The organism is Paenibacillus xylaniclasticus (genome assembly GCF_004001065.1).
GTDB classification, from domain to species: domain Bacteria; phylum Bacillota; class Bacilli; order Paenibacillales; family Paenibacillaceae; genus Paenibacillus_T; species Paenibacillus_T xylaniclasticus.
Window position 1 is genome coordinate 19374 of the sequence record NZ_BIML01000031.1, and the last position, 22330, is coordinate 41703.

18 protein-coding genes and 1 riboswitch are annotated in these 22330 nt (G+C 46.7%); of the genes, 4 read left to right on the forward strand and 14 right to left on the reverse strand.

Features of this window, described 5'->3' with window-relative positions:
* Positions 1 to 10 precede the first annotated feature (10 nt).
* From PXY01_RS19260 to PXY01_RS19270, 4 genes are all read right to left on the reverse strand, one after another.
* Positions 11 to 952 carry a LysR family transcriptional regulator gene (locus tag PXY01_RS19260; RefSeq protein WP_127572291.1) on the reverse strand — a complete coding sequence of 314 codons (942 nt, stop codon included), beginning with the start codon at positions 950 to 952 and terminating at the stop codon, positions 11 to 13.
* 159 nt (positions 953 to 1111) lie between these two features.
* Positions 1112 to 1318: riboswitch (cobalamin riboswitch) on the reverse strand.
* Between the two features lie 62 nt (positions 1319 to 1380).
* Positions 1381 to 1905, reverse strand: coding sequence for a GrpB family protein (locus PXY01_RS19265; RefSeq protein WP_127572293.1), 525 nt, complete (start codon positions 1903 to 1905; stop codon positions 1381 to 1383).
* A gap of 172 nt (positions 1906 to 2077) precedes the next feature.
* On the reverse strand, positions 2078 to 2227 hold the full coding sequence (locus PXY01_RS22450; protein WP_164744497.1) for a hypothetical protein: 150 nt from the start codon (positions 2225 to 2227) through the stop codon (positions 2078 to 2080).
* Positions 2218 to 2580 carry a hypothetical protein gene (locus PXY01_RS19270; protein WP_127572294.1) on the reverse strand — a complete coding sequence of 121 codons (363 nt, stop codon included), beginning with the start codon at positions 2578 to 2580 and terminating at the stop codon, positions 2218 to 2220. The genes PXY01_RS22450 and PXY01_RS19270 overlap by 10 nt, the downstream gene beginning before the upstream one ends.
* 397 nt (positions 2581 to 2977) lie before the next feature.
* Between PXY01_RS19270 and PXY01_RS19275 the strand changes: the two genes are divergently transcribed.
* Positions 2978 to 3670 (forward strand): hypothetical protein, encoded by a 693-nt coding sequence (locus PXY01_RS19275; RefSeq protein ID WP_127572296.1) that lies wholly within the window; start codon positions 2978 to 2980, stop codon positions 3668 to 3670.
* 120 nt (positions 3671 to 3790) lie between these two features.
* Here PXY01_RS19275 and PXY01_RS19280 read toward each other — a convergent pair whose 3' ends face one another.
* Complete coding sequence (locus tag PXY01_RS19280; RefSeq protein WP_164744498.1) at positions 3791 to 5560, reverse strand: methyl-accepting chemotaxis protein; 1770 nt, start codon at positions 5558 to 5560, stop codon at positions 3791 to 3793.
* 524 nt (positions 5561 to 6084) lie between these two features.
* Positions 6085 to 8124: a methyl-accepting chemotaxis protein gene (locus PXY01_RS19285; RefSeq protein ID WP_127572299.1), complete on the reverse strand. Its 2040-nt coding sequence runs from the start codon at positions 8122 to 8124 to the stop codon at positions 6085 to 6087.
* A gap of 220 nt (positions 8125 to 8344) precedes the next feature.
* Between PXY01_RS19285 and PXY01_RS19290 the strand changes: the two genes are divergently transcribed.
* Positions 8345 to 9370: a CdaR family transcriptional regulator gene (locus PXY01_RS19290; protein WP_127572301.1), complete on the forward strand. Its 1026-nt coding sequence runs from the start codon at positions 8345 to 8347 to the stop codon at positions 9368 to 9370.
* A gap of 65 nt (positions 9371 to 9435) precedes the next feature.
* On the opposite strand, the gene PXY01_RS19295 is transcribed toward PXY01_RS19290, so the two are convergent.
* A complete protein-coding gene (locus PXY01_RS19295; protein ID WP_127572303.1) occupies positions 9436 to 10572 on the reverse strand; it encodes a glycerate kinase family protein in 1137 nt (378 codons plus the stop codon).
* An 18-nt stretch (positions 10573 to 10590) separates the two neighbouring features.
* A complete protein-coding gene (locus PXY01_RS19300) occupies positions 10591 to 11880 on the reverse strand; it encodes a GntP family permease (RefSeq protein WP_127572305.1) in 1290 nt (429 codons plus the stop codon).
* A gap of 791 nt (positions 11881 to 12671) precedes the next feature.
* Here PXY01_RS19300 and PXY01_RS19305 point away from each other — a divergent pair.
* Both PXY01_RS19305 and PXY01_RS19310 read left to right on the forward strand, forming a co-directional pair.
* Positions 12672 to 13970, forward strand: coding sequence for an ammonium transporter (locus PXY01_RS19305; RefSeq protein ID WP_373864307.1), 1299 nt, complete (start codon positions 12672 to 12674; stop codon positions 13968 to 13970).
* Between the two features lie 43 nt (positions 13971 to 14013).
* Entirely contained in the window at positions 14014 to 14358 is a 345-nt protein-coding gene (locus PXY01_RS19310) for a P-II family nitrogen regulator (protein WP_127572309.1), read from the forward strand.
* A gap of 186 nt (positions 14359 to 14544) precedes the next feature.
* Here PXY01_RS19310 and PXY01_RS23375 read toward each other — a convergent pair whose 3' ends face one another.
* The 6 genes from PXY01_RS23375 to PXY01_RS19345 all read right to left on the reverse strand — a co-directional run bounded on the left by PXY01_RS23375 (position 14545) and on the right by PXY01_RS19345 (position 22162).
* Positions 14545 to 14790, reverse strand: coding sequence for an IS3 family transposase (locus PXY01_RS23375; RefSeq protein ID WP_164744499.1), 246 nt, complete (start codon positions 14788 to 14790; stop codon positions 14545 to 14547).
* Positions 14791 to 15198: 408 nt separating this feature from the next.
* A complete protein-coding gene (locus PXY01_RS19325; RefSeq protein ID WP_127572311.1) occupies positions 15199 to 15921 on the reverse strand; it encodes a LamB/YcsF family protein in 723 nt (240 codons plus the stop codon).
* A gap of 22 nt (positions 15922 to 15943) precedes the next feature.
* The gene (uca, locus tag PXY01_RS19330) at positions 15944 to 19555 is read right to left on the reverse strand and encodes an urea carboxylase (RefSeq protein WP_127572313.1); all 3612 of its coding nucleotides are present in this window, start codon (positions 19553 to 19555) and stop codon (positions 15944 to 15946) included.
* 12 nt (positions 19556 to 19567) lie between these two features.
* Positions 19568 to 20218, reverse strand: a complete 651-nt coding sequence (locus PXY01_RS19335) for a DUF1989 domain-containing protein (protein WP_127572315.1) — start codon at positions 20216 to 20218, stop codon at positions 19568 to 19570.
* A 29-nt stretch (positions 20219 to 20247) separates the two neighbouring features.
* Entirely contained in the window at positions 20248 to 20961 is a 714-nt protein-coding gene (locus PXY01_RS19340) for an urea amidolyase associated protein UAAP1 (RefSeq protein WP_127572317.1), read from the reverse strand.
* Positions 20962 to 21328: 367 nt separating this feature from the next.
* The gene (locus PXY01_RS19345; RefSeq protein WP_127572319.1) at positions 21329 to 22162 is read right to left on the reverse strand and encodes a MerR family transcriptional regulator; all 834 of its coding nucleotides are present in this window, start codon (positions 22160 to 22162) and stop codon (positions 21329 to 21331) included.
* Between the last annotated feature and the right edge of the window lie 168 nt (positions 22163 to 22330).

Genomic DNA, 22330 nt, shown 5'->3' on the forward strand with positions numbered 1-22330 from the left:
GAGGATGGGCTTAGTTAAGCTCATCCTCTTCGTTTATGATCGAATAGCCGAATTCAGCAATGAACGCTTTAAGCTTCATAACGTAGGCGGCAGCCAACTGGCTTAAGCTTGCCTTCTGATTCACGATGTATCCCACCTGTATGCACTCGTCCGTTCGAAGCCGTACCGATTTGATTTGCTCCCCATTCAGATCCTTATTCAGTACTCCCGAGCTAATCGTATAGCCGTTAAGCCCGATCAGCAGGTTGAACAGCGTAGCCCGGTCACTAACGAGTATTTTCTTCTTGTACGTTCGAGTGCTAAGAATTTCTTCTGCAAAATAAAAGGAATTATATTCGCCTTGCTCAAAGGCCAAACATGGGTAGTCGTCCAAATCTTCAATGTCAAGCAGCGACTTGGAAGCAAGCGGATGCTCCTTGCTGATGAATACGTGCGCTTCCGCTTGGAACAGCGGATGAAACCGCAGCCCATTATCTTTTAATAGCTTCTGAATCACCTTTCGATTGAACTCGCTCATATAGATAATTCCGAGCTCGCTTCTCATATTCCGCACGTCTTCGATAATCTCGTAGGTGCGTGTTTCTCGCAGCGTACACTCATACTCGTCTACGTTAAGCTCCTTCAGCAGTCCGACGAAAGCCTGCACGGAGAATGCGTAATGCTGTGTCGAGATCGAGAACAGCTTCTTCGAAGGCTTACGATTCATGTATCGCTGTTCAAGCAGCTCCGCTTGCTCTACGACTTGTCTAGCATAGGATAGAAACTCCGCTCCGTCGCTCGATAACACGATTCCTTTGGACGATCGACGAAAGATTTCAATACCCGCTTCCAGCTCAATTTCTTTCACCGCGTTAGACAAGCTTGGCTGCGAAATAAACAGCTGCTTGGCCGCTTCGCTTATTGAACCGCATCTTACAATGGTCAGAATATATTTCAATTGCTGCAAGGTCATTAGAATGTTCCCCTTCAAATTCTACTTTCGCTCAGGAGTTCAGAGACTGCTAATAACAAAAAAAAGCGTCCTCCCTTAAAAAAATACATAGGGAAAGACGCCTTCATCATCGTGTATTATGACGGTTCATCTAACACTTCCCTATCTCCCGTAGGTACAGCAGTGCTGTCAGAACAGGCAGGTCTCCTGGCTTTCGGAATCATCACTCGGCAGCGGCCTTCCCGATCGATACAGATCAGTGGCTGATGGAGCTGCCTGCTCCTCCGTTACAGTGGCGGGACCGCGTCGGTGTTGCACCGAACTTCCCTTTTCAGTCTGAACGACAAGCCTACTCGCCGATCAGACACCTGTTCTCCTATATGCAATTGGTACAATGTCTACATATTACTCGACTAGGAGCGGCAAAACAAGTGCAGCCGATTCCTGAATTAATTTGACCCTCTCCGTTCTGCTTTAGCTCTCTCAATTACGCCCGTTATGAAAGGATGCTTGGCATTCGTATACGCAGCTCTGTCATAACGATATCGTTCAGCCAAGCTTTTCTTTAGCTGGTGATATTGTTCCCGCACATCAGAGTGAGCTCGCAAATAATCTCTAAACAGAATATGTTTATTCCATTCGTCACTCTTATACTTGTAAATGTGCAAATGATGCGTTCCTGCTCTCCACTCACCTTTTCTAAAAAATCTTCGATTAGGAAACTCTTTATGACCCACATATTCATATCCTATTGTCGCCAGAGGTTCAATAAATTCATCAGCATCACTCAAATGATGAACACCAAGCATAAAGTCGATAATCGGTTTTGCCCCTAACCCAAGAACAGACGTACTCCCGATATGCTCAATATCCATTGCTTTATTACCCAATAACTCCATTACTTTTCTAGCTTCTTGTTGGTATTCCATAGCCCAAGCTTCATCGTATTCTACAATCGTTACTGGTTTATCCATATATCCTCCTCGTCCACTCAATCGGATCTGGGAACACCCTGTACCCGCGTAACCGTGTAAGGACAACAAAGGCCGCCACTTAGATGGCAGCCATTCATTACAATATACCATAAAATGCGAATCTGCGAACCCGCTTCTCCTGCCCGCCTTCGGTTCAGACTTTAATGTTATTTTATTTCTTGGCCTTCTGGGCCTTGGCCGCTTTATCAGCAAGAGCTTGCGTTTGGGTCTGAATAGCGGCTGAGGCCTTGTCCAGCGTTTTCTTCCCGTTTACGACCTGTGTCAGCTCTTTAGATAGAACGGACCAGAAGCTCACTTCCATATTTGACGACTGCTCGTGAGAGCATAGCTGGTTATGGATGGTTCAAAACTTGGCTTTAATTTATAGAACGCATCCAGCTTGTAACCGGAGTACTCCTTCACCATGCGCGACAGAGGAGCAGAAATAGATGAGCGTTTGTAGTACTGCTGTGCATAATCCTCCCCATTGAAATATTGAATAAAACCCCAAGCGGCGTCTACTTGAGCAGCTCCTTGTGGAATCGCGAAGATCTCGTGTATATAAACACTACCTGTTGACTTGCGATCCTCGGAAGCGGCAGGGGCGGTTACTATCCCGACCGTAAAGCTCCAGACTTTGTGGCCTCGACCGACAGACGATAGGACTTTTTCCACGCATCCGTATTTGCAGCAGCCTTAAGCGTATCCGGATCGATATACGTCAATCCTTCTGTTCTAGCGATATCCATCACGAGATTACTGGAGCCGGAGGCGCTAAGACCCCGAATGCGGGTGCTCTTATCACCTTTTGTAGGGAATTTAGCAGCCAGCTTCAATATCTCCTCCCACGTCATTCCGTCGCTAGAGTGTTGTCGTGTCATACTGATCTCGATTAATTAACGCCCCTAGGTCAACTAGCTTATTATCGTTAGCCAGCTGTTTGTAATGATAAGGGGGCAGTATCACTAGATCGGGTGAATATAAAGTTCCCATTATTGGAAACAAGCTAGTGTATTATGCGTAAAACTATTTGCAAGATATAACCCAGAATATTAGAGAGGATTGAACATTAGTGAATGTTAGAAAGTTGATTGTGGTATGTGCATTGGTTTCTGTATTAAGTGGTTGTGGCACAACGAGCAAAAATCAAAAGAACGAGGCTAATCCTACCAGCACGGATATAACGGGAACAGAGCTAGTCTCGATGAATGATGTAGTCATAACCGGAGATCAACTTAAAGACGACATCTATACCCAAATCTCAGTATCCAGTGACGGACAAAATAAAACCTTCACGTGGAATCAGGTTGCGAACGAGACCTATGCGCCGAAGTTAATGATTCAAGATATTAATGATGATGGAAGTGATGAAATCGTTATTTTTCTAACCACGGGAACTGGAACTGCAGTAAATGTGCAGGAGGCGCATGTTTTAGAAAAACAAACGTTAACCGAATATGTTGTTGAGAAGCCAATTGATTTTCTGGAGCACAATTCGAGTTCCATGATAGAAAAATATGACGATAAGGTTCAGGTTAGCTTGACCGTTCAGGATAAGAGGCTGGAGAAAGAATTTGATTCATCATTCGTTACGATGTGGCTTGATAGAGTTGGATACGGTTCTATTGTTAACTTTGATGTTCAGGACGGACGATTGGTTGCACAAGTACCGGGCGCTGTTTCTCCAACCGAGTTCCCGATCGTTGCTGAATTACAATACGGAACAGATTTTAAGATCAAAGAAGTCGAGATAATTGAAAATTAATTATTGTTAATGCATGAAATTAACTAGAGCAACTACATTGTCTTAGAGATAAGATAACGATGCAAGGACCGTCTCACCCTGCATCGCCATCTCTTCAAGCTACCCTATTAATGATACCTGTTACAGCCTAAACTGCCTTACCATGCCTTGCAGCGATTCTGCCATCTGGGACAGAGAGCCTGCTGAAGAGGATACTTCCTCCATAACGGCAAGCTGCTCCTCTGACGAGGCCGCAATCTCCTCCGTTGCCTCGCTCGTATGCTGGGCCATTTCTAATAGTTGCTGCATGACGGTGGCGACTTGCTCGACTTGAGCGGAAAACTCTAAAGCGGTTGCTGAGATGTCCTCCATTTGAGGATTTAGCTCCTGCATGCTCGTTAGAATATGACCAAATTTTTCGGCTGCGTCCTCTGTTACTTCAATACCGGTTTGGACCGTATCCGAAACGATCCCCATCATCTGCACAGATTGAGTCGTGTCGGATTGAATGATTCCGATGAGCTCGGCTATTTGGGCAGCGGAATCACGGGATCTCTCGGCTAGCTTACGAACCTCGTCTGCTACAACGGCAAAGCCTTTGCCGTGCTCTCCAGCACGCGCCGCTTCAATTGCCGCATTCAATGCAAGCAGGTTGGTTTGTTTCGCAATCTCGGAAATTACCGTAACGATGGAATCGATTTGAGCTGAATTGTTGTAAAGCTCGTTTATTTTTTCACTGGATTGTCCAACGGTATGCTTAATCTTCTCCATTTGATGTAATGCTTGTTCAACAGTCGTATTGCCTATGTTCGCAAAGCCTGTTGTTTCATTGGTTAATGCAGAAACCTTTACGCTACTCTCAGCAATGCGCTCTATACCCTCTGCCATCTCGTTCATCGCTTGTGCGCTTTCTTTAATACTTTCGACCTCTCGCTCTGTATCTACCGCCATTTGATTAACCGCAGCTGTCGAGTGCTCTACCGCCAACGTCACTTCCTCTGCGCTTGCATTTAGCTGTTCACTTGAGGATGCGACATGCTCAGCACTAGCTGCAATGCCTCGAACAAGGTCATTAAGCTGACCGGTCATGCGATTAAACGCCGTTTCGATATTCCGCATTTCATCCTTCGTATTTAATACCAGCTTGGTATTCAGATCTCCATTGGCAACCTTTGCCGTTCCCTCTTCCAGCAGTCTAATCGATTGGCGAATCGCAAGATATAAGCTAATGAACAAAAGCACTGAAACGATAAAGAGAATGGACAGTACGATAAACAGAAGACGCGTCGTACGCTCTAAATCATCATATTGCTGCTTCATAATAGATTCCAAGGTGTCAAGACTGGCAACAAAAAAATTAAAATTGTCATCTATAGCTTTCGTTGCAATATCGTAATATTCTTCTGCCGTAAGTTTCTTTGTACTTAAGCTTTCGATTGCATTCAAATAGGTATTTGTACTTTCTTGGACAGATTCCATAGGCGCTTGCAGCTCCGCTGCAAAGCCAGGATTATTAAAGATAATGGACGAGCTTTTCCAGACGTCTTGTATGGCCGTAAGCATCGGGTAGTAAATCTCGTTCAATTGTGCGTTTAGAGCTTCATTCACCCCGTCGCTATTCAGAGTACTTACTCCTAAAGCGCGCATTTGACCAAGCTTCTCTGTTAACTGCGGTAATTCAATCGACGCATTATAGATCAGATTAAACGACTCTTTGGAACGAGCCAGCAGAAGCTCAGAATTATTGGATACATCCGACATTAGATCCAGAATAGCTCTTGTCGCAGCTGCATATTCGGTCAAAATTTGCTGTTTATCTGTCCATGTTGTTTGCTGCAGTTGAGCCGCATTTTGTTGGATCGTTTGTAATTGCTCCTTCGTGCCAAAGTCATATTCCATTTGGGATTCCAATACGTTCATGTGCTCCAAAGCGCGATTTACTTTCTCTGTAGCTTCAGTTATTTTCTCTGTAGCCGATGTATCGCCACCTAGAAGAGAAATATTTAAAGCTCTTAGCTGCTGAGTGTTCTGCAAGACATCCTTTAGCCCAATATTATAATTTGCCCCCTCCAACCGTTTATTAATTTGAACCTTTTCTTCCTCCATAGTCCCTAAATAGAATAAACTTACTAAAAATAATGGAACTAATAGAATAAAACCAATAAATGAGAATTTCCTTGAATATTTCATCTTGTTTAATAAATGAATCAATGGCAAAAATACTTTCATGCAAGCCTCCTAATTGTAAATTAAAGGTAAACTAATGAGAATAGTAATGAATATATCATACTTCTCGAATCCGAAACAAGCCCAATCTTTAATATCATCAATCGTTATCACTTACTCATGAATCAGGCGTATACAAAAAGCCGTCCACGCCGAGAGAATAGCTCCTCTCTGCAGGACGGCTGTTCTGTATCATTCCGATATCTGTGTTATTTATATAGTTTAAATTTACCTGTTAACGCCTGGAGGTCCTCAGCCATATGGGCTAAATCTCCGGCGGAGGAAGCGATCTCTTCCATGGAGGCCAAGGTTTGCTGAGCCGCGGCCGCTACATTTTGCGTCGTAGAAGAGGCTTCAACCGAAACAGACGAAACTCCTTGCAAATCTTTCGCCATGGCATTCGTCTCTCGTGTAATGGACTGAGCTTGCTCGGACACCGTCTCGATTTGTTCGGTAATGTGACGGATGGCCCGCCGGATCTCGTCAAACCTTTCGCCAGTGTCATGAATAATCCGAATGCCGTCTTCTGTTTCGGCTGCTGCGGATTGGACCGAAGAAACGACACTGCTAATTTCGCTTTGGATATCTGCAATAAGCGTTTCGATCTGCTTCGTTGCCGCTGCCGACTGATCCGCAAGCTTACGAACCTCGGCTGCAACTACAGCAAATCCGCGTCCCTGCTCACCGGCTTTAGCCGCTTCGATGGCCGCATTCAAAGCCAACAGGCCCGTTTTCCCGGAGATATCCTTGATCAAGCTGACGATGCTGCCAATTTCCGCAGACCGATCCCCGAGCTGCTGAATGTTGGAGGACAGAGAACCAACATTGCGTTGAATAGAGCTCATCTGCTGAACAGCGGAATGTACCGACTGTCCGCCTATTTCCGAATGGTCTAAGGCTGCAGAAGCCCGCTTATCCAATACACTTACACTCGATGTAATCATTTGTGATCGATGAGCAAGCTCGGTACTGGCAGCGGACGAATGATCGATATACTTAACCTGAGTTTCGGCTCCTTCCGCCATCTCCTGTGCATGAATAGCAATCTGCTTGGTCGCTTTGGTCGTTTGCTCAGAGCTTGCGGTCAGCTCCTCGGAGGAAGCCGCAACCTGATTAGACGTCTCGATTACGTTAAATAAGATCGAACGAATAGAGCCAATCATTTGGTTAAAGCTGCTGCTCAGTTCGCCGAATTCATCCTTCCGTTTATAGGTGATATCTACGGTCAAGTCCCCGTCTCCGATTCTTCTTGTAGCCGCAATCAGCACCTTCATCGGTCTTATAATCGAACGCAAAATGTAATACGCCAGAATCGATCCCAAAATGATGGATATGGACACTACAATTAACGATGTGCGCAGTATTGGCGAGGCAGTGTCCGTAAATTCTGATGTATTGAAAGTGCCCGCAAGCTTCCAGCCTGTAAGCTCGTTAGTCAGAAACACCATTTCTTTCTGGCTTCCGTCCTCGTGCTTATATTTGAAAGTACCTTCCTTCTCGCTATAGATGTAGTTGCTTTGGACCGTCTCCGGTGCCTGGGAGCCCGCTTCCATCTCAGGATGATAAATAAAATTCCGTTCCTCATCCATAACATAGGCATAGCCTTCGTTACCTATTGTGATCGATTGTGCAAGCTTTTTAACCTGATCCAAATCAACGTTAATCGCTGCTACCCCTTGACCGTCGGATGTCGTTCTGGAAACTGTAATAACAAGAGTGTTAGTAGCTAAGGACGTATAGATCGGAGTTACGACAATCTCACCCTTATTCTCCATGGCCTTGATGTACCACGCTCTGGTTCGCGGATCATAATCAGCCGGATTCAACAGACTGGACGGAGCATTAATATATACACCGTCCTCTGTCGCAATATATGCAAGCGAGACTTCTGGATGGCTCGTTTTGAAAATACTCAACAGTTTAGTAGCTTCTGCACTTACGCCGACATTAGAGCCTGGCTTAGCCTTAACATTACTTCCATGTAAGGATTGGGCTAAAGTCTCGACCTCCTGCATCTTCGCTGTTATGAATTGGTCGATAACACCGTTAAGCAAATTTATACTCGTTTCCGCTTTATCTATCATTTGCTCCTGAACCTGCTGTTTGGCGGATTGATAAGAGTAGGTAGTTATTAAGATGCTAGGAATCAGCAGCACAGCCAATAAGCAAATAGCTAACCGCCCTTTTACAGATAAGAAATACATCTTGATTGACTTCCAGTTCAAATGCCCGATAGCCTTACTCATCATGTCTGCAACTTCCTCTCGTTGTATGTATCGATTCTCAGAGCATTATCAGGCTGGTGTCACTCGTCCCCACACAACCCTTTATGTTTATCGGCTATTTGAACGAAAAGGTTATATGTAAAATATTCCTGACCAATCGAGCTTTAAGGGTCATTCGTTTGATTCGCGTATGATTTGGTAACAATGAATATAACTTGTTAATGATATGGGAGACAGATAGACCATGTACGAACTTAATCCGACGGAAGCTCAAACGATCGTTGAACGAATGATGAAGGATATTCCTTACAATATTAATATTATGAATCATTCAGGCGTTATTATCGGAAGCGGAGATCCTAGTCGAATCGGGACCACGCATCAGGGAGCTGTAGAAGCTATTAAACAAGGGCGTACGATAGAAATCTATGAAGAAGATGATCTGGTCAAGAAGGGGATCAATATTCCGATAGATATAAATGGTGAAATTATTGGGGTTGTCGGAATTAGCGGCGAGGTAGCAGAGACCAGGCCGTTCGGTAACCTATTAAAATCAACGGTCATTCTATTAATTAACCAGAGCATTGATTTTAACAAAGAAGCTGCCGATCAATCCATTAAACAACAGTTTTTCCATCAAGTCATCAACAGGGATACGATCTACACACCCGAGCTAATTCAACGTGCCTTGCAATATGAGATTGTTCTTACTAAGCCCTCACTCATTGTCTGCGTGGATGCTCCTGCTCCGACGAGGTTAAGGATGAACGATCCTTCAGCATTTCATATATCTGCTCATTCTCTATGTGTCGTCATTCAGGATGAACGTCAATTGAACAGCCTTTCACAGGACATCCGCTCTAGGCACTCCAACGCTTTTATCTCAATTAGTCAATGGAACGACACCATTGCTGCGGGCTACATTCAAGCGAAATCGGCCATGCGGATTGTGAAAGGACTTAATATGAATGAAAGGCTGATCTACTACTCCAGCTGCGAGCTTACTGCTAATATGCTGGCATCTCTGCATAGCAGCACTCCAATGGCATTTGACCAGCAGCTATTTAAGCTGGATAAGGAAATGATTCATACCCTTCAGGTTTACTTAAACTGTAATCTGAACTTAAATGAAACGGCCAGTCAGCTTATGATTCATCGTAACACCTTGAGTTACCGTCTAAGCAAAATCCATTCCATTACGGGTAAAGATCCCAAAAATCTATTAGACCGCATCGAGCTCCTCTTCATGCTCATTCACCACAGCAGTTAAAGGGGCTGTCCAGAAAGTCAGGTTGCTGTCACGGACTTTCTGAACAGCCCCTTCCTATTAACCGCTTACCTTAACAATCTCGCAACGCTTTCTGCTGTACGCGCTACATTGTCTTTCCCCTGTACCAGCAAGTCCTCCAGATTTGCCGCTCCAGGAACGATACCAAAGATCGCGTCAAAGCCTTCCTCATATAAGTCTTCCACGTTCTTTCCGATACATCCGGCTAGAGCAATCACTTTGATTTGCTTATTCGTCCGTCTGGCGACCTGCGCAACGCCATATGGAGTTTTGCCGAATTTCGTTTGAATATCTATTCCGCCCTCACCGGTGAAGCAATAGTCGACATCCTTCATCTTGTGTTCCAGCCCGGTGTATTCAATGACGATGTCTACTCCTTTCTTCATCCGAGAGTTCGTAAAGGCCATCAGGCCGGCGCCGAGCCCGCCTGCACCACCTGCACCCGGTACATCCGCAACTGCAATACCAAGCTGATCTTCAACAATTCGGCTAAAATGAAGTAAATTCGCATCTAATCGCTGCACCATCTCAGGCGTTGCGCCCTTTTGCGGACCGAACACGACAGAGGCTCCACGCAGTCCGCATAACGGATTTGTAACATCCGAAGCAATCGTAATGCTAACCTCTCGTAATTGCGGGATAACGTTGGACGTATCGATGCTTGCCAGCTCTCCCAGAAACCCGCCACCGAGCGGAATCTCATAACCATCCTTATCAAGAAACTTATATCCAAGCGCTGTCGCCATACCGGCACCCGCGTCGTTCGTCGCGCTGCCGCCAATCCCGAGAATAATGTTAGTTATCCCCTTCTCAATACAAGCTCTTATTAATTCCCCGGTACCTAGTGTCGTCGTAATAAGGGGATTTCTCGTTTCCTTCGTTACATGATGGATACCGCTTGCAGACGCCATTTCGATTACAGCCGTTGTCCCATCGCCCAGAATCCCATAATGAGCTTGGACCGGAGTTCCCAGCGGCCCTGTCACTTCCATTGGCACTAACATCCCGCCTGTTGCGTCGACCAAAGACTGGACAGTTCCTTCTCCGCCGTCGGCCATCGGCACATGAATGCATATGGCATCAGGTATTGCTCGTTTGATCCCTACTTCCATCGCTTCGCATACTTCCTTCGCCGTCATACTTTCCTTGAAAGAGTCAGGCGCCAGCATGAACACTTTCCCCATTGTTGTCAGCCTCCGGTTCTACATAATAAACCCAAACCAAATAATTGCAACGATTGTCATCGTTAAGCCTACTAGCGATTCATAAAGAGCAACCTTCATCCGGTCTTTCATACTCATGCCCATAGCATTACGGGTAACGTGGAAGTACGTGCCATGCGGCAGGTGATCCAGAACGGTCGCACTTGCATGCGTCATAACGGCTGCCGATAACGGCGCTGTACCTGTATTGAGAATGGCGCTTGAGAAAGAGCCCGTTGCCAGAATAACGCCTGTCGAAGTCGATGCTGTTGCGGCAGCCATTAACAGACCTGCAATTGGTGCAAGGAATGTACCCGAAATTCCGATATTCTCAACGAGACGAACAACTTCCGCAGACAGCGTGGATGCTGTAATGAGACCACCAATCGCACCTGCACCAATAATGATCAGAATAGTCGGCGTCATCCGATTTAAGCCAGCTGTGCAGTAATCTAACAATTGCTTGGACTTGCCTAATGCAATAGAGCCTACAATACCTGCGAAAGGCAAAATAAATAACGAGTCGATTTTGATCGCTTCCAACGCATCGATGCCTAAAACTGTGCCGACCGGACTAACCATTAATAATACAATGGCGATGATGGGAGCGATAAGCGCTTTGGATAACGGAGGCAGATGGCCGGCACTATTCTTCTCCAGCTCTTTCGTTTCTTCATCTGTAACCTTGCTGCCTTTGTATTTCAGGATGGAAGCCAATAGTACAGCTGCTAGTAATCCAAAGATAGCAGGTACAATGCCGCCCATCATCACTTTGTTGACGTCTAGGTCAAATCCGCCTGCCGCTGCAATCGTATTCGGATTCGGCGAAATAATATTCCCCGCTTTACCTCCGCCTGAAAGGGCAACGAGAATAGCAATTTTGGAATACCCCATTTTATGACCAACTGTAAGGGCAATTGGTGCAACGATAAGAACCGCTACTGGAATAAATACGCCGACGGCTGTAATAACCATCGTCGCTAATGCTAGTGACAGCATCGCTTTCGTACCGCCAAGCTTATCTACGATAAATTTGGCTATCGACTCCGCAGCACCCGATTCCATCATAACCCCGGCAAATACACCAGCCGCTATAATACGAATTACAGTGCCTTGTACACTTTGTGTACCAGAGATCAAAATACTAACAACTTCTGAGAAATTAGCTCCACCGATAAAACCGCCAAGAATAGCCCCTAATATCAACGCATACGTTGGTGCAAGTCTAAACAAAATTAATGCGATCGCAATGGCCAGGCCAACCAATGCTCCGATCCAGCTAATTTCCACCTTGATGTCCTCCCCTTGATGTCGGAATGCGCTTTCATCTCATTCAAAACGTGTGACAACTGTTTTTGTATGCGTTTTCAGTATAAGTCCGGGCGGTTGTAGGAACAATTGATAATATAACGAATATATCTGTTCATTTGCACAAGATCATTCCAGCTTCATTCAATATATAGAAATAAGGGGTTGTCCGAAAATCAGTGAGAACTGACGGACGCCCCTTTCTTCGACTCTTCGATCCACCTTGCGTATCCGTACTATAGACCGTTGGTGACGTTCTCCCAGTCGCGAACCCCGGCATCCAGCAAATCTTGAATAGCGTCGTTGACGTGATCCTCAAAGCCAATAACGTTGAATATTCGTAATCAACCATATCCCCGTGCATGGTCCAAGGATACGAGCTTACCGCATTCATTGCAGTAAATTTCATCACTTCAGCTCAACCTGCTTCCCCAATCGCTCCAGCTTTCTCTTAAGCTGTAAAAACACATGTACAACCTAGTAGATATCAATAATCATGTAACGGAATGTAATGTTTTATTACATTATTTCGACGTTTTTTTTATTTTTTCATCTCTTTTCGACAGTAAAATCATATTTTCTATTTATCAAACGAGATTTATGTGTTATATTAGTTAACATCAAGTGTAGGGATCTCGATCACTCACATTATTCACACGGGAGGTACCAGTATGAATCTAACTAGAAAATTGAGTTTACGCATCATGGGCTTCATCACACTACTATCGTTGTGCTTCCCATTCACGGCGTTCGCAGCAGAAGAAGGATCGGCCATTAATACCGGCGATAATGCGTGGGTGCTCGCCTCCACCGCATTAGTCTTGTTAATGTTCCTTCCCGGCCTAGCCTTGTTCTACGGATCGATGCTCGGTCAGAAGAGTATGATTTCAACGATTATGATGGTTATGTCCAGCTTAGTGATCGTAACGTTCGTATGGGTGCTATTTGGTTATTCGTTTACATTTGGACCAAGCGTAAATGGCATCATAGGCGGTCTTGATTATCTCGGTTTCAAAAATGTCGGTGGGGAGGCAATGGATGGGCTAGGAATCACTCATATGACTTTCGCTGTATTCCAGTCTATGTTCTGCGCGATTACCGTTGCAATCATTGCAGGTGCTGTCGTTGAACGGATGCGTTTCTCCGCATGGGTCATTTTCTCTGCGCTATGGGCAATCCTTATTTATGCTCCAATGGCACACTGGGTTTGGGGCGGCGGCTGGCTCGCTGACGTTGGCGCACTGGACTTCGCAGGCGGAACGGTTATTCACATTCTCTCTGGTGTCAGCGCATTGACTGCGGCTGTCATTCTGGGACCAAGAAAAAGCTACACAATGAACAGGACTTCCCCTCCTCACAATCTCGTATTCTTCTTCATCGGAGGTATGATGCTGTGGATTGGATGGATGGGCTTCGACGGCGGTACGGCTCTTGAAGCAGGCCCGCTAGCTTCACTTGCTGTTTCTACCACACATATCGCTGCAGTAGCTGGCGTTATTGGCTGGCTCGCAATGGAATGGATCGTTCGCAAAAAACCGACTCTTGTCGGTGCAATCACTGGCGCAATCGCAGCGATGGTCGCAATCACGCCAGCTGCCGGTTTCGTTTCCATCCCTTCCTCCATTTGGGTCGGTGGATTAGGCGCAATCATCTGCTATTTGGCAATCTACTACTTTAAGAAGAAAATTAAAATCGATGATACGCTCGACGTATTTGCTCTTCACGGTATCGGAGGGATCTGGGGCGCAATCGCTACTGGCATCTTCGCTAGCACGGAAGCAAATCCTAATGGCAACGACGGTTTGATTCACGGTAATGGGATGCAAGTCGTTCACCAGCTGGTCGATGTTGGTATAAGCATAGTGCTCGGCATAGTTGGTACGTACATTATCCTGAAGGTGATGGGACTGTTCATGAATCTTCGTGTATCCGAGCAAGAGGAAAGAGAAGGTCTTGATCTCAGTCAGCATGGCGAGCAGGCATATAACAGCTTCGAGCCTGGTACAAGCGACTCCTATCCTCAAATAACTGTTGAACCACAAGCTCTCAAACCTGCAAATTCAAAGGTATAATTACGAGGTGCACATTAAATATCTTTGAGGAGAGAACACCATCATGAAAATGTTAACGATTATTGTGCGGCCAGAGATGGTTAGCAATGTTACGGTAGCTCTGCAGGAGATCGGCGTTACGGGCATGACCATAACGGATGTTAGAGGTCAAGGCACTCAGAAAGGTACGAAAACGATCTACCGGGGAGTCGAATACCGAACAGACTTCGTGCAGAAGAGCAAAATCGAAACGGTCGTTCCTGATTCTCTGTATGAGAAAGCAATAAAAGCCGTAACCTTATCCGCTCGAACGGGACAGATCGGCGACGGTAAAATCTTCGTTACAGAAGTGGCCAACGCCGTTCGAATCCGCACTGGAGAACAAGGGGACTCTTCACTCCACTCCTAGAGCGTAATAACGAACAATATAGACCGTCCTCCATGTCAATAGACTTCGAGGACGGTCTTTTCGTTGATCATCGGTGCCTTTGGCACCTATTTCGATGCGCGGGCGCCAGTCGCCTGCAGATAGGTGCCTTTCCGTATCAGCGCCCTAATTCTGGACACTTATCACGTTCATTCTGCCTTTCTCGCATCATAGCGCGATTTCTTTCGGCATTATTTCACCTTGCTTAAATAAACGCATGTATTCCACTGGCGGCAAGTCCATAAGGCTGCCGTGGATTCGACGATGGTTGTAATAACTAATAAAGCGATCGACTTCAGCAAACGCCTCCTCGTAGGTCCCGAAGCAGTTACGCGTGTAGCACTCTCTTTCCAAGATGCTGTGAAATGTACGCTCAGGGTGCTGTAGGCGATAGTAGTAGGTTGATCTTGGCACACGGCAAATACGCAGAACGTTCTGAACAGGATAGCCCTTGCCGATCCAAACAACCGCTACTTCAAGTCTTTCAACTTCGCTAGGGCTTCCGGATTCGTTTTTTTAACAGGCTGCGGTAACCTAACAACACCTCGGCTACCAGCTCCCGTTTAGCCTCAACAGGGCACCAAAATCTTCGTTTCATGGACAATCCTCCATTACTTATAAATATATCTGAAGTGATGGAAGTGTCCAACTGGTTTAGGGGGCTATTATGTTTCGGCACCTATTTCGCCGCGCGGGCGCCAGTCGCCTGCAGATAGGTGCCCATTGGCACCTATCTCAGCGCCTGGGTGCAGGCGCCGTCAAATATAAAAAAAGATGATACAAGGCTATCGCCCTGTATCATCTCCTGCATTACCTATACTTTTACTTCCGGACTCCAATCTTCCAGCCCGCTTCTACTAATATATCCCGCACCGCCTGCATCTTGGCTGCCGATCCCGGCGTGTCGCTATGCACGCATACCGTTTCGATCGAGCTGCCTTCAACGATGGCCAGCGCCCGCTTCGCAATATCGCTCGGCTCGCCGATTTCCTCTAGCGTCCATCCGAACATCTTCACCTTATTATCATAGTATGGACGATCTGCGAAATACTCGCTTACGACTTTAAGATTAGCTTCGGTTGCCGATTTGTACAACTCGGAGCCCGGAAGGGTGTAAACCTCCAAGTCCGGATTATAAGCCAGAACAGCCTTCACCGTTGCCTCGCTGACTTCCTGCTTCTCTGCGGCCATCATATACCAAGCGCCATGCGGCTTAATGTGCGACATCGTTAGTCCTGCCGGCTTCAGGAAGGCGTCAAGCGCACCGAGCTGATACAGCACGTAATCATAGATTTCCTGCGGCTTCACATTCATCTCGCGACGTCCAAAACCGATCCGGTCCGGCAAGCCTACGTGAGCGCCGACTCTTACGCCATAGTGAGCAGCCAGCGCTACAGACTCGCGCATGACATGCGGATCGCCCGCATGAAAGCCTGTCGCCACATTCGCCGAGCTAATTAACGGCATGAGTTCCTCGTCCATTCCATACTTGTACAATCCGAAGCTTTCGCCCATATCGCAGTTAAGGTCAATGATTTTGTCCATGGTCGCACCTCATTAAGTCATATTATTTTGTAATAGCAGCCAGACGTTGACCTGCATGAACGCCGTCTCCCGGCTTCACATTGACAGAGTAGATCGTGCCGTCGCAAGGAGCCAGTACTGGGAATTCCATCTTCATGCTCTCCTCGACGATCAACACATCGCCCTTCTTAACCTGCTGTCCAGGCTCCACGATTACTTTCCATACGTTACCTGGCATCGAACAGAGGACAGGCACGGTACCTTCCGGAAGCTCTTCCTCTTCAGAAGCCTCGACAACCTCTTGCTCCGAAATATATTCATCCAATCCAAGCCGCTTCCAATTATCCTTCTCCGCCTTGAAGGCAGCCTGCTGACGGGTACGGAATTGTTCTGTGCTGTCTTTGATCGAATCCAGGAATTTCAGATATTCTCCTAGATCAAATGTCGTTTCCGTAATTTCCACTTCGTATCGGCCTCTGAGAATATCCTCACGGAGCTGAAGCAGCTCATCAGCTTCTACAGGGTAGAATTGAATTTGGTCGAAGAACCGAAGCAGCCATGGCTTACCCTTCTGGAAGCTTCTCGTATCGCGAAGTCGATTCCACATCTGTACCGTTCTGCCTACAAATTGATAGCCGCCCGGTCCTTCCATGCCGTATACCGCCATGTAAGCACCACCGATTGCCACAGCGTTCTCAGGTGTCCAGGTACGTGCCGGATTATATTTCGTCGCCACCAGCCGATGTCTCGGATCAATTGGCACAGCGCAAGGAGCACCCAGATAAACATCTCCCAAGCCAAGAACGAGATAATTCGCATCGAACACAATTCGCTTAACGTCATCGATATGATCGAGCCCATTCATACGCCTAATGAAATCGATATTGCTTGGGCACCAAGGCGCATCAGGGCGAACATTGTTCTGATAACGTTCTATAGCCAGACGCGTTGCCGGATCATCCCAAGACAGCGGCAGACGTACAATACGCGACGGAACCGTAATCGATTCTAGTGGAGGCAAGCTCCGATCGAGCTCAAGAATACGACGTGCAGCTTCCTTCACGGTTATCTTCGCCGGATCAATGTGAACCTGCAAGGAACGAACCCCTGGCGTCAGATCAATAACAGGCAGGTCACTTGCCTGAATGGATTGCATTAACGCTTGAACTTGGAAACGATAGACGAGGTCCAGCTCCATAATTCCGTATTCAACGAGCAGCGTTTGATCGCCGGCGCAGCGAATCGTGAACGGAAATCTCCGATCCTCTGTCTCGTTGACCAGCAGCGGATAAGCCTGTGTAATGGAAGAATCTACTGCTGGCAGCGCCTGAGGCTCCACCGGTTGACCTTCGCCGATTGCACGGATATACCGCTCTTGCTCTTCCCTCATCGCTTCCGCCTGCTCCAGCGTGAGCAATTGGAACGTAATTTTATCTCCCGGATGCAGCTGACCCAGCTTCCATAGCTCTGCCGTAGCTGTCGTTGCCGGACATACAAATCCGCCAAGGCTTGGACCGTCAGGACCGAGTAGAATCGGCATATCCCCCGTCAAATCTATCGTACCAATAGCATAGGCATTATCGTGAAGGTTAGATGGATGCGAGCCTGCTTCTCCGCCATCCTCACGTGCCCATAGCGGCGCTGGTCCGATCAAGCGAACACCGGTACGTGAACTGTTGAAATGGACTTCCCATTTCGTCTCCGTAAGCTGCGTTAAATATTCCGGCTTCAAGAATTCCTCTGTACAGAGCGGCCCCGGAACAATACCAATCGTCCATTCGCGCACGACAGAAGGTCTGTAGCTCTCCGCAAGCTCATTTAACACTTTGCTCTCTTGCGTTCGATTAATTCCGAGAACATCGCCCGTGCGCAATGCCCGGCCGCCATGTCCGCCGAAGCCTACCGAAATACCGAGCGTGAATGTAGATGCACTTCCCAAAATTTGCGGCATATCAAAGCCGCCTTCAATGAGGAAATAAGTGCGCATCCCTTCCTTCGCTTCGCCGAACGTAATCGTCTGACCGCGCTTAGCCAGGCAAGGCTTATACAAGGCGACAGGCTCTCCATCAAGCTCCGCTTGCATATCTGCACCCGTTAAGCAGAACCATCTGTCATCCCGGAAGCGATAAGAACCGCCGCGCAGCGTCATCTCCAGACCAGGAGCATGATCCTCATTGCCGAGCAGCTTATTACCAATCCGGAAGCTCAGCGAGTCCATCGGACCCCCTGGCGGCACGCCGACATCCCAGTAGCCTAATCGGCCAGGATAATCCTGCACCGTCGTTTGGACGCCACCGTCGAGAACTTCGAGCGCACGCTCTGCAGGCGCAAATCCATTTAGCATTTGCGTATATACATTACCTGCTCGGCACTCCTCATCCTGAAGCAGCGCTTGTACGTACTGAAGGTTGGTCGTAATACCGTACAGCCGCGTTTCTTCAATGGCAGCAACCAGCTTATTGATCGCATCTTCTCTCGTTTCGCCGTGCACGATGATTTTGGCTAGCATTGGATCGTACAGCGTTGTAACCGTCATGCCGTCCCGTACCCAAGTTTCAATGCGGGCATGCTCAGAGAATTTAGCTTGATCCAGCTGTCCGGCACTTGGACGAAAATCCTGCAAGCAATCCTCTGCATAAATACGAGCCTGAATGCTATGCCCCTTCGGTTCAGATACGCGGGATTGGAGATCCTTCAGCTCATCCGCTGCCTCAAGAACCATCCATTCCACTAGATCGATACCAAGCACTTCCTCTGTGACACCGTGCTCGACCTGCAGCCTCGTATTCACTTCCAAGAAATAAAACTCTTCGGTTTGCGGATCGTACAGGAACTCAACCGTCCCCGCACTGCGGTATCCTACTTCGGCCGCCAGCCGTTTGGCAGCGTCCAATATGCTGCGACGAACCTCGGAAGAAAGATTCGGCGCAGGACTTTCTTCAATAACTTTCTGATTTCGGCGCTGAATCGAGCAATCGCGTTCTCCTAACGCAACAACCTCTCCGAAACGATTACCGAAGATTTGAACCTCAATATGACGGGCTTTTGTAATATATTTTTCTAGGAAGACGCTGCCATTTTTGAAATTCGCTTCAGCCAAATAACGAACGGAATCGAATGCCGTACGAAGCGCTTCCTCATCGGCACATACGCGCATTCCGATACCGCCGCCTCCGGCTGTACTTTTCAGAATAACAGGATACCCGATCCGGGAAGCCTCGCTAACCGCTTCCGCAAGCTCAGTAATAAGCTCCGTTCCCGGAAGAAGAGGAACGCCCGCTTTGACCGCAATCTCTCTGGCCGAATGCTTCAATCCGAACCATTGCATTTGCTCAGCCGTAGGTCCGATAAATTCAATTCCATTTTCTTTACAAGCCTTAGCAAACTCCGCGTTCTCGCTCAAGAAGCCGTAACCCGGATGAATAGCCTGCGCACCGGTTTGAATCGCCGTCTGCAGAATCAGCTCCGCGTTCAAATAACTGTCTTTCGCAGGGCCTTCGCCGATCAGCACCGCTTCATCCGCGTTATCGACATGAAGACTGTCTTGGTCAGCCTGTGTATATACCGCAACGGAAGCAATGCCCATTTTTTTCAATGTCCGCTCAATTCGAACCGCAATAGCTCCCCGGTTAGCAATCAATACTTTTGTAAACATCGTTAACTCCCCTTAGTTGTCCCATACATAAAGCTGTACTGGAGTCGGATTATAGTCATTGCAAGGATTAAGCAGCTGCGAGCAAACGCTCATGAGCACCAGCGTGCGGCGCTTCGCCTGAACCTCCACATAAGATCCCTTAGGGGAGATACCGTCTACAAATTTAAGCCCGCCTTCAGGTGTTAGAGGCACCTTCGTGAAGAAGTTAACGTTAGGCGGCAGGTCCCGCTTCGTTAAGCCGAAATTATGCTTGGCCATCTGCAGCAGGTACGTATCTCGGCAGCTGTGATTATGAACTTTATCGTGACCGTAGCGTACCGTATTGCTCTGCGAGGAGCAGTAACCGAACCACAGATCATGGTAGCCGACAGTATCCGCAACGATCGTTAGCAGCTCTTTGCCCGACTCCGTTAGCAGACTTGAGCCTGTCGTCACGAAGATTCTGCCTTCCTCCTCCATCGTCACCACCGAGCTGTAATGATCCTCCGGATTATCGGCGTCATAGAATATAACATCAACCGCTTGGTTTCCCCCTAGATCAACAATTCGCAGCACTTGACCTTCCTCAAGCTCATACGTCCAGCCTTCTCCAGACAGTACGACCTCCTGATGGACAGCATCCTCTACTCGACGTGGACTTTCAACTCTATTAAGAACGGTCATTTTATTTCCCCCTATCGAAATATTTGCGCTTAGCTTAAAGCAAGAAACTCCCAGCTGTTCTCGAATGCACGCTTGTTCTCCGGTCTGAGATTAACACAGTAATCAAACTCATTGACAGGCGGTGCTTCAAACACTTCAATCTGCACAGGCACCGATGGATACTCCGTTCGCGGATCATGCGGATTCGGCGTATTCGACAAAACTAGCAGAACATCTAGCTCCGTACGTAAAGTTACGGTCGAGCCTTCTGGGCAGTGACCCTCTTGAAAATGCAAGTACCCCTCTTCATCGCACACAATCTTCGAGAACAAGTTCACAACCGGCCCCAAATCGCGTTGGCTTAAGCCGTTTCTTATGAGCTCGATACTCAAATTCTCGTCGCCGCTGCGAAACCGTTCATTGCGCTGCTCTTGGAAATTCGTTACGCCATACTTCATGTCAGTTTTGCTGCGTCTGATATATCCGCCGATTGGGTCGTGCCATCCAAGGCTGTCCTCAACGATGCTCGCCAATGCCCGTCCGTTATCTCCCAGAAGCACATCGCCTCTCGTTAATCGGGATATAAATTGCGCCTTCATCGTATCCGACATGTTATAGCTCTCATTCAAATCCTTCGCGTTGAAGAGCAGCACCGACACATTCGCGCCCTCACCAAGCGCTGTAAAGCGGATCTGCTTCCCATGTCCTACTACACCTGACCACTTACCGCCGGGAGGAAGGATTTTTGTCCAAACTTTGCTCATATAGAAATCTCCTTTACAATTTTGTTGGAAAATTCAGTCTATTTAAAGTTGCGTACTAACTGGCTTATATTGCTGCAGGTTAAGATGTTCATTCAAGCAGTGGGAACTTCCTAATCAGGATGACTTTGCGTAGCAATGTGTTTCTCGATGTCGTCATCTTAACTGCCTCCCTATTGAAAGAATGATCTTTAGCATCTCAAGCGTTGCTTTCTCACGCTTCCTCGAAACCATTTCGTAAATCTTGTGTTAGGTTTCTTAATACTCATGTAACTGTTCAGGTAATGTTTCCTTACATAAAGAATAAACTCTATACTAGGTATAGAGTCAATACATGTGAATAAAAAAATCCAAATCCTTCGGACTGACTCTAGTCCATAAGAATTTGGATTTCGGCAATTAAATCCACTTCGCCTTCGGATTTAAACCGGTTGGGCGCAGAGAACTCATAGATTCGGCCTTGCGTCTTGATCCGATTCTTAAGCAGATATCGATATAACTTCTGATATGGCTTCATATAATCTTCAGGACAAAGCTTAAAAGCAATCGTTATATAATCCCCTTCGGGAATAGTGAGAAACGATATTTCATCGGTATCCGACAGTTTGACGCTGTCTTTCACGATAGGCGAGAACATCGCTTTATATTCGATATCCTCGGTCCTCTTATAATCCTTCAGCTCATAGATACAACCATATTGACTCGGAAGTAAGCCGCCATTGCTCTCGATAACCGCCCCCAATTTTCTCATATACAAATCGATTGGATCGTAAGGACTTAGCTTCTCCGAGCATTGGACGACAACCACTTGCCTTTCCATAATTCTTCGCTTCATTACAACATTCAGCTGTTTCAATTGCAGCTGTTCACTCAATTGCAATTTCTGCTGATTAAGGAGTACTTTCGCCTTCTCCAGCTCTTTAATTTTATTATCAATAATCTTCTCTTGATTATTGAGAAATTCGTACATATTCTCTGAAGAGCCTTCCATAATCTTTTTAATCTCCATCAAAGGCGTTCCTATGTTTTTTAAGTATTTGATTACATTAAGAAAAATCATCTGTTGTTCCGTGTAATATCGATAATTATTACTGCTATTAACGTACGCAGGCATGAATAAGCCCATTTTTTCATACAGCCTAAGCGTCTGCACAGATATATTATTCAGCTTAGCCATTTCACCAATGCTAAAATAACGATTCATATTCACGCACCCTTCCAATTGTCCTCGCTAATCCATAAAAGGAACTGATCTGCTGTTGAGATTACACCTAAGTATAGGATGCATCCCCAATTACTCGGATTTATATCGTAACAAAGCTGACAACACGATCAACAAGGATAAGGTCGAATATTCAATGCGTCTATAGTA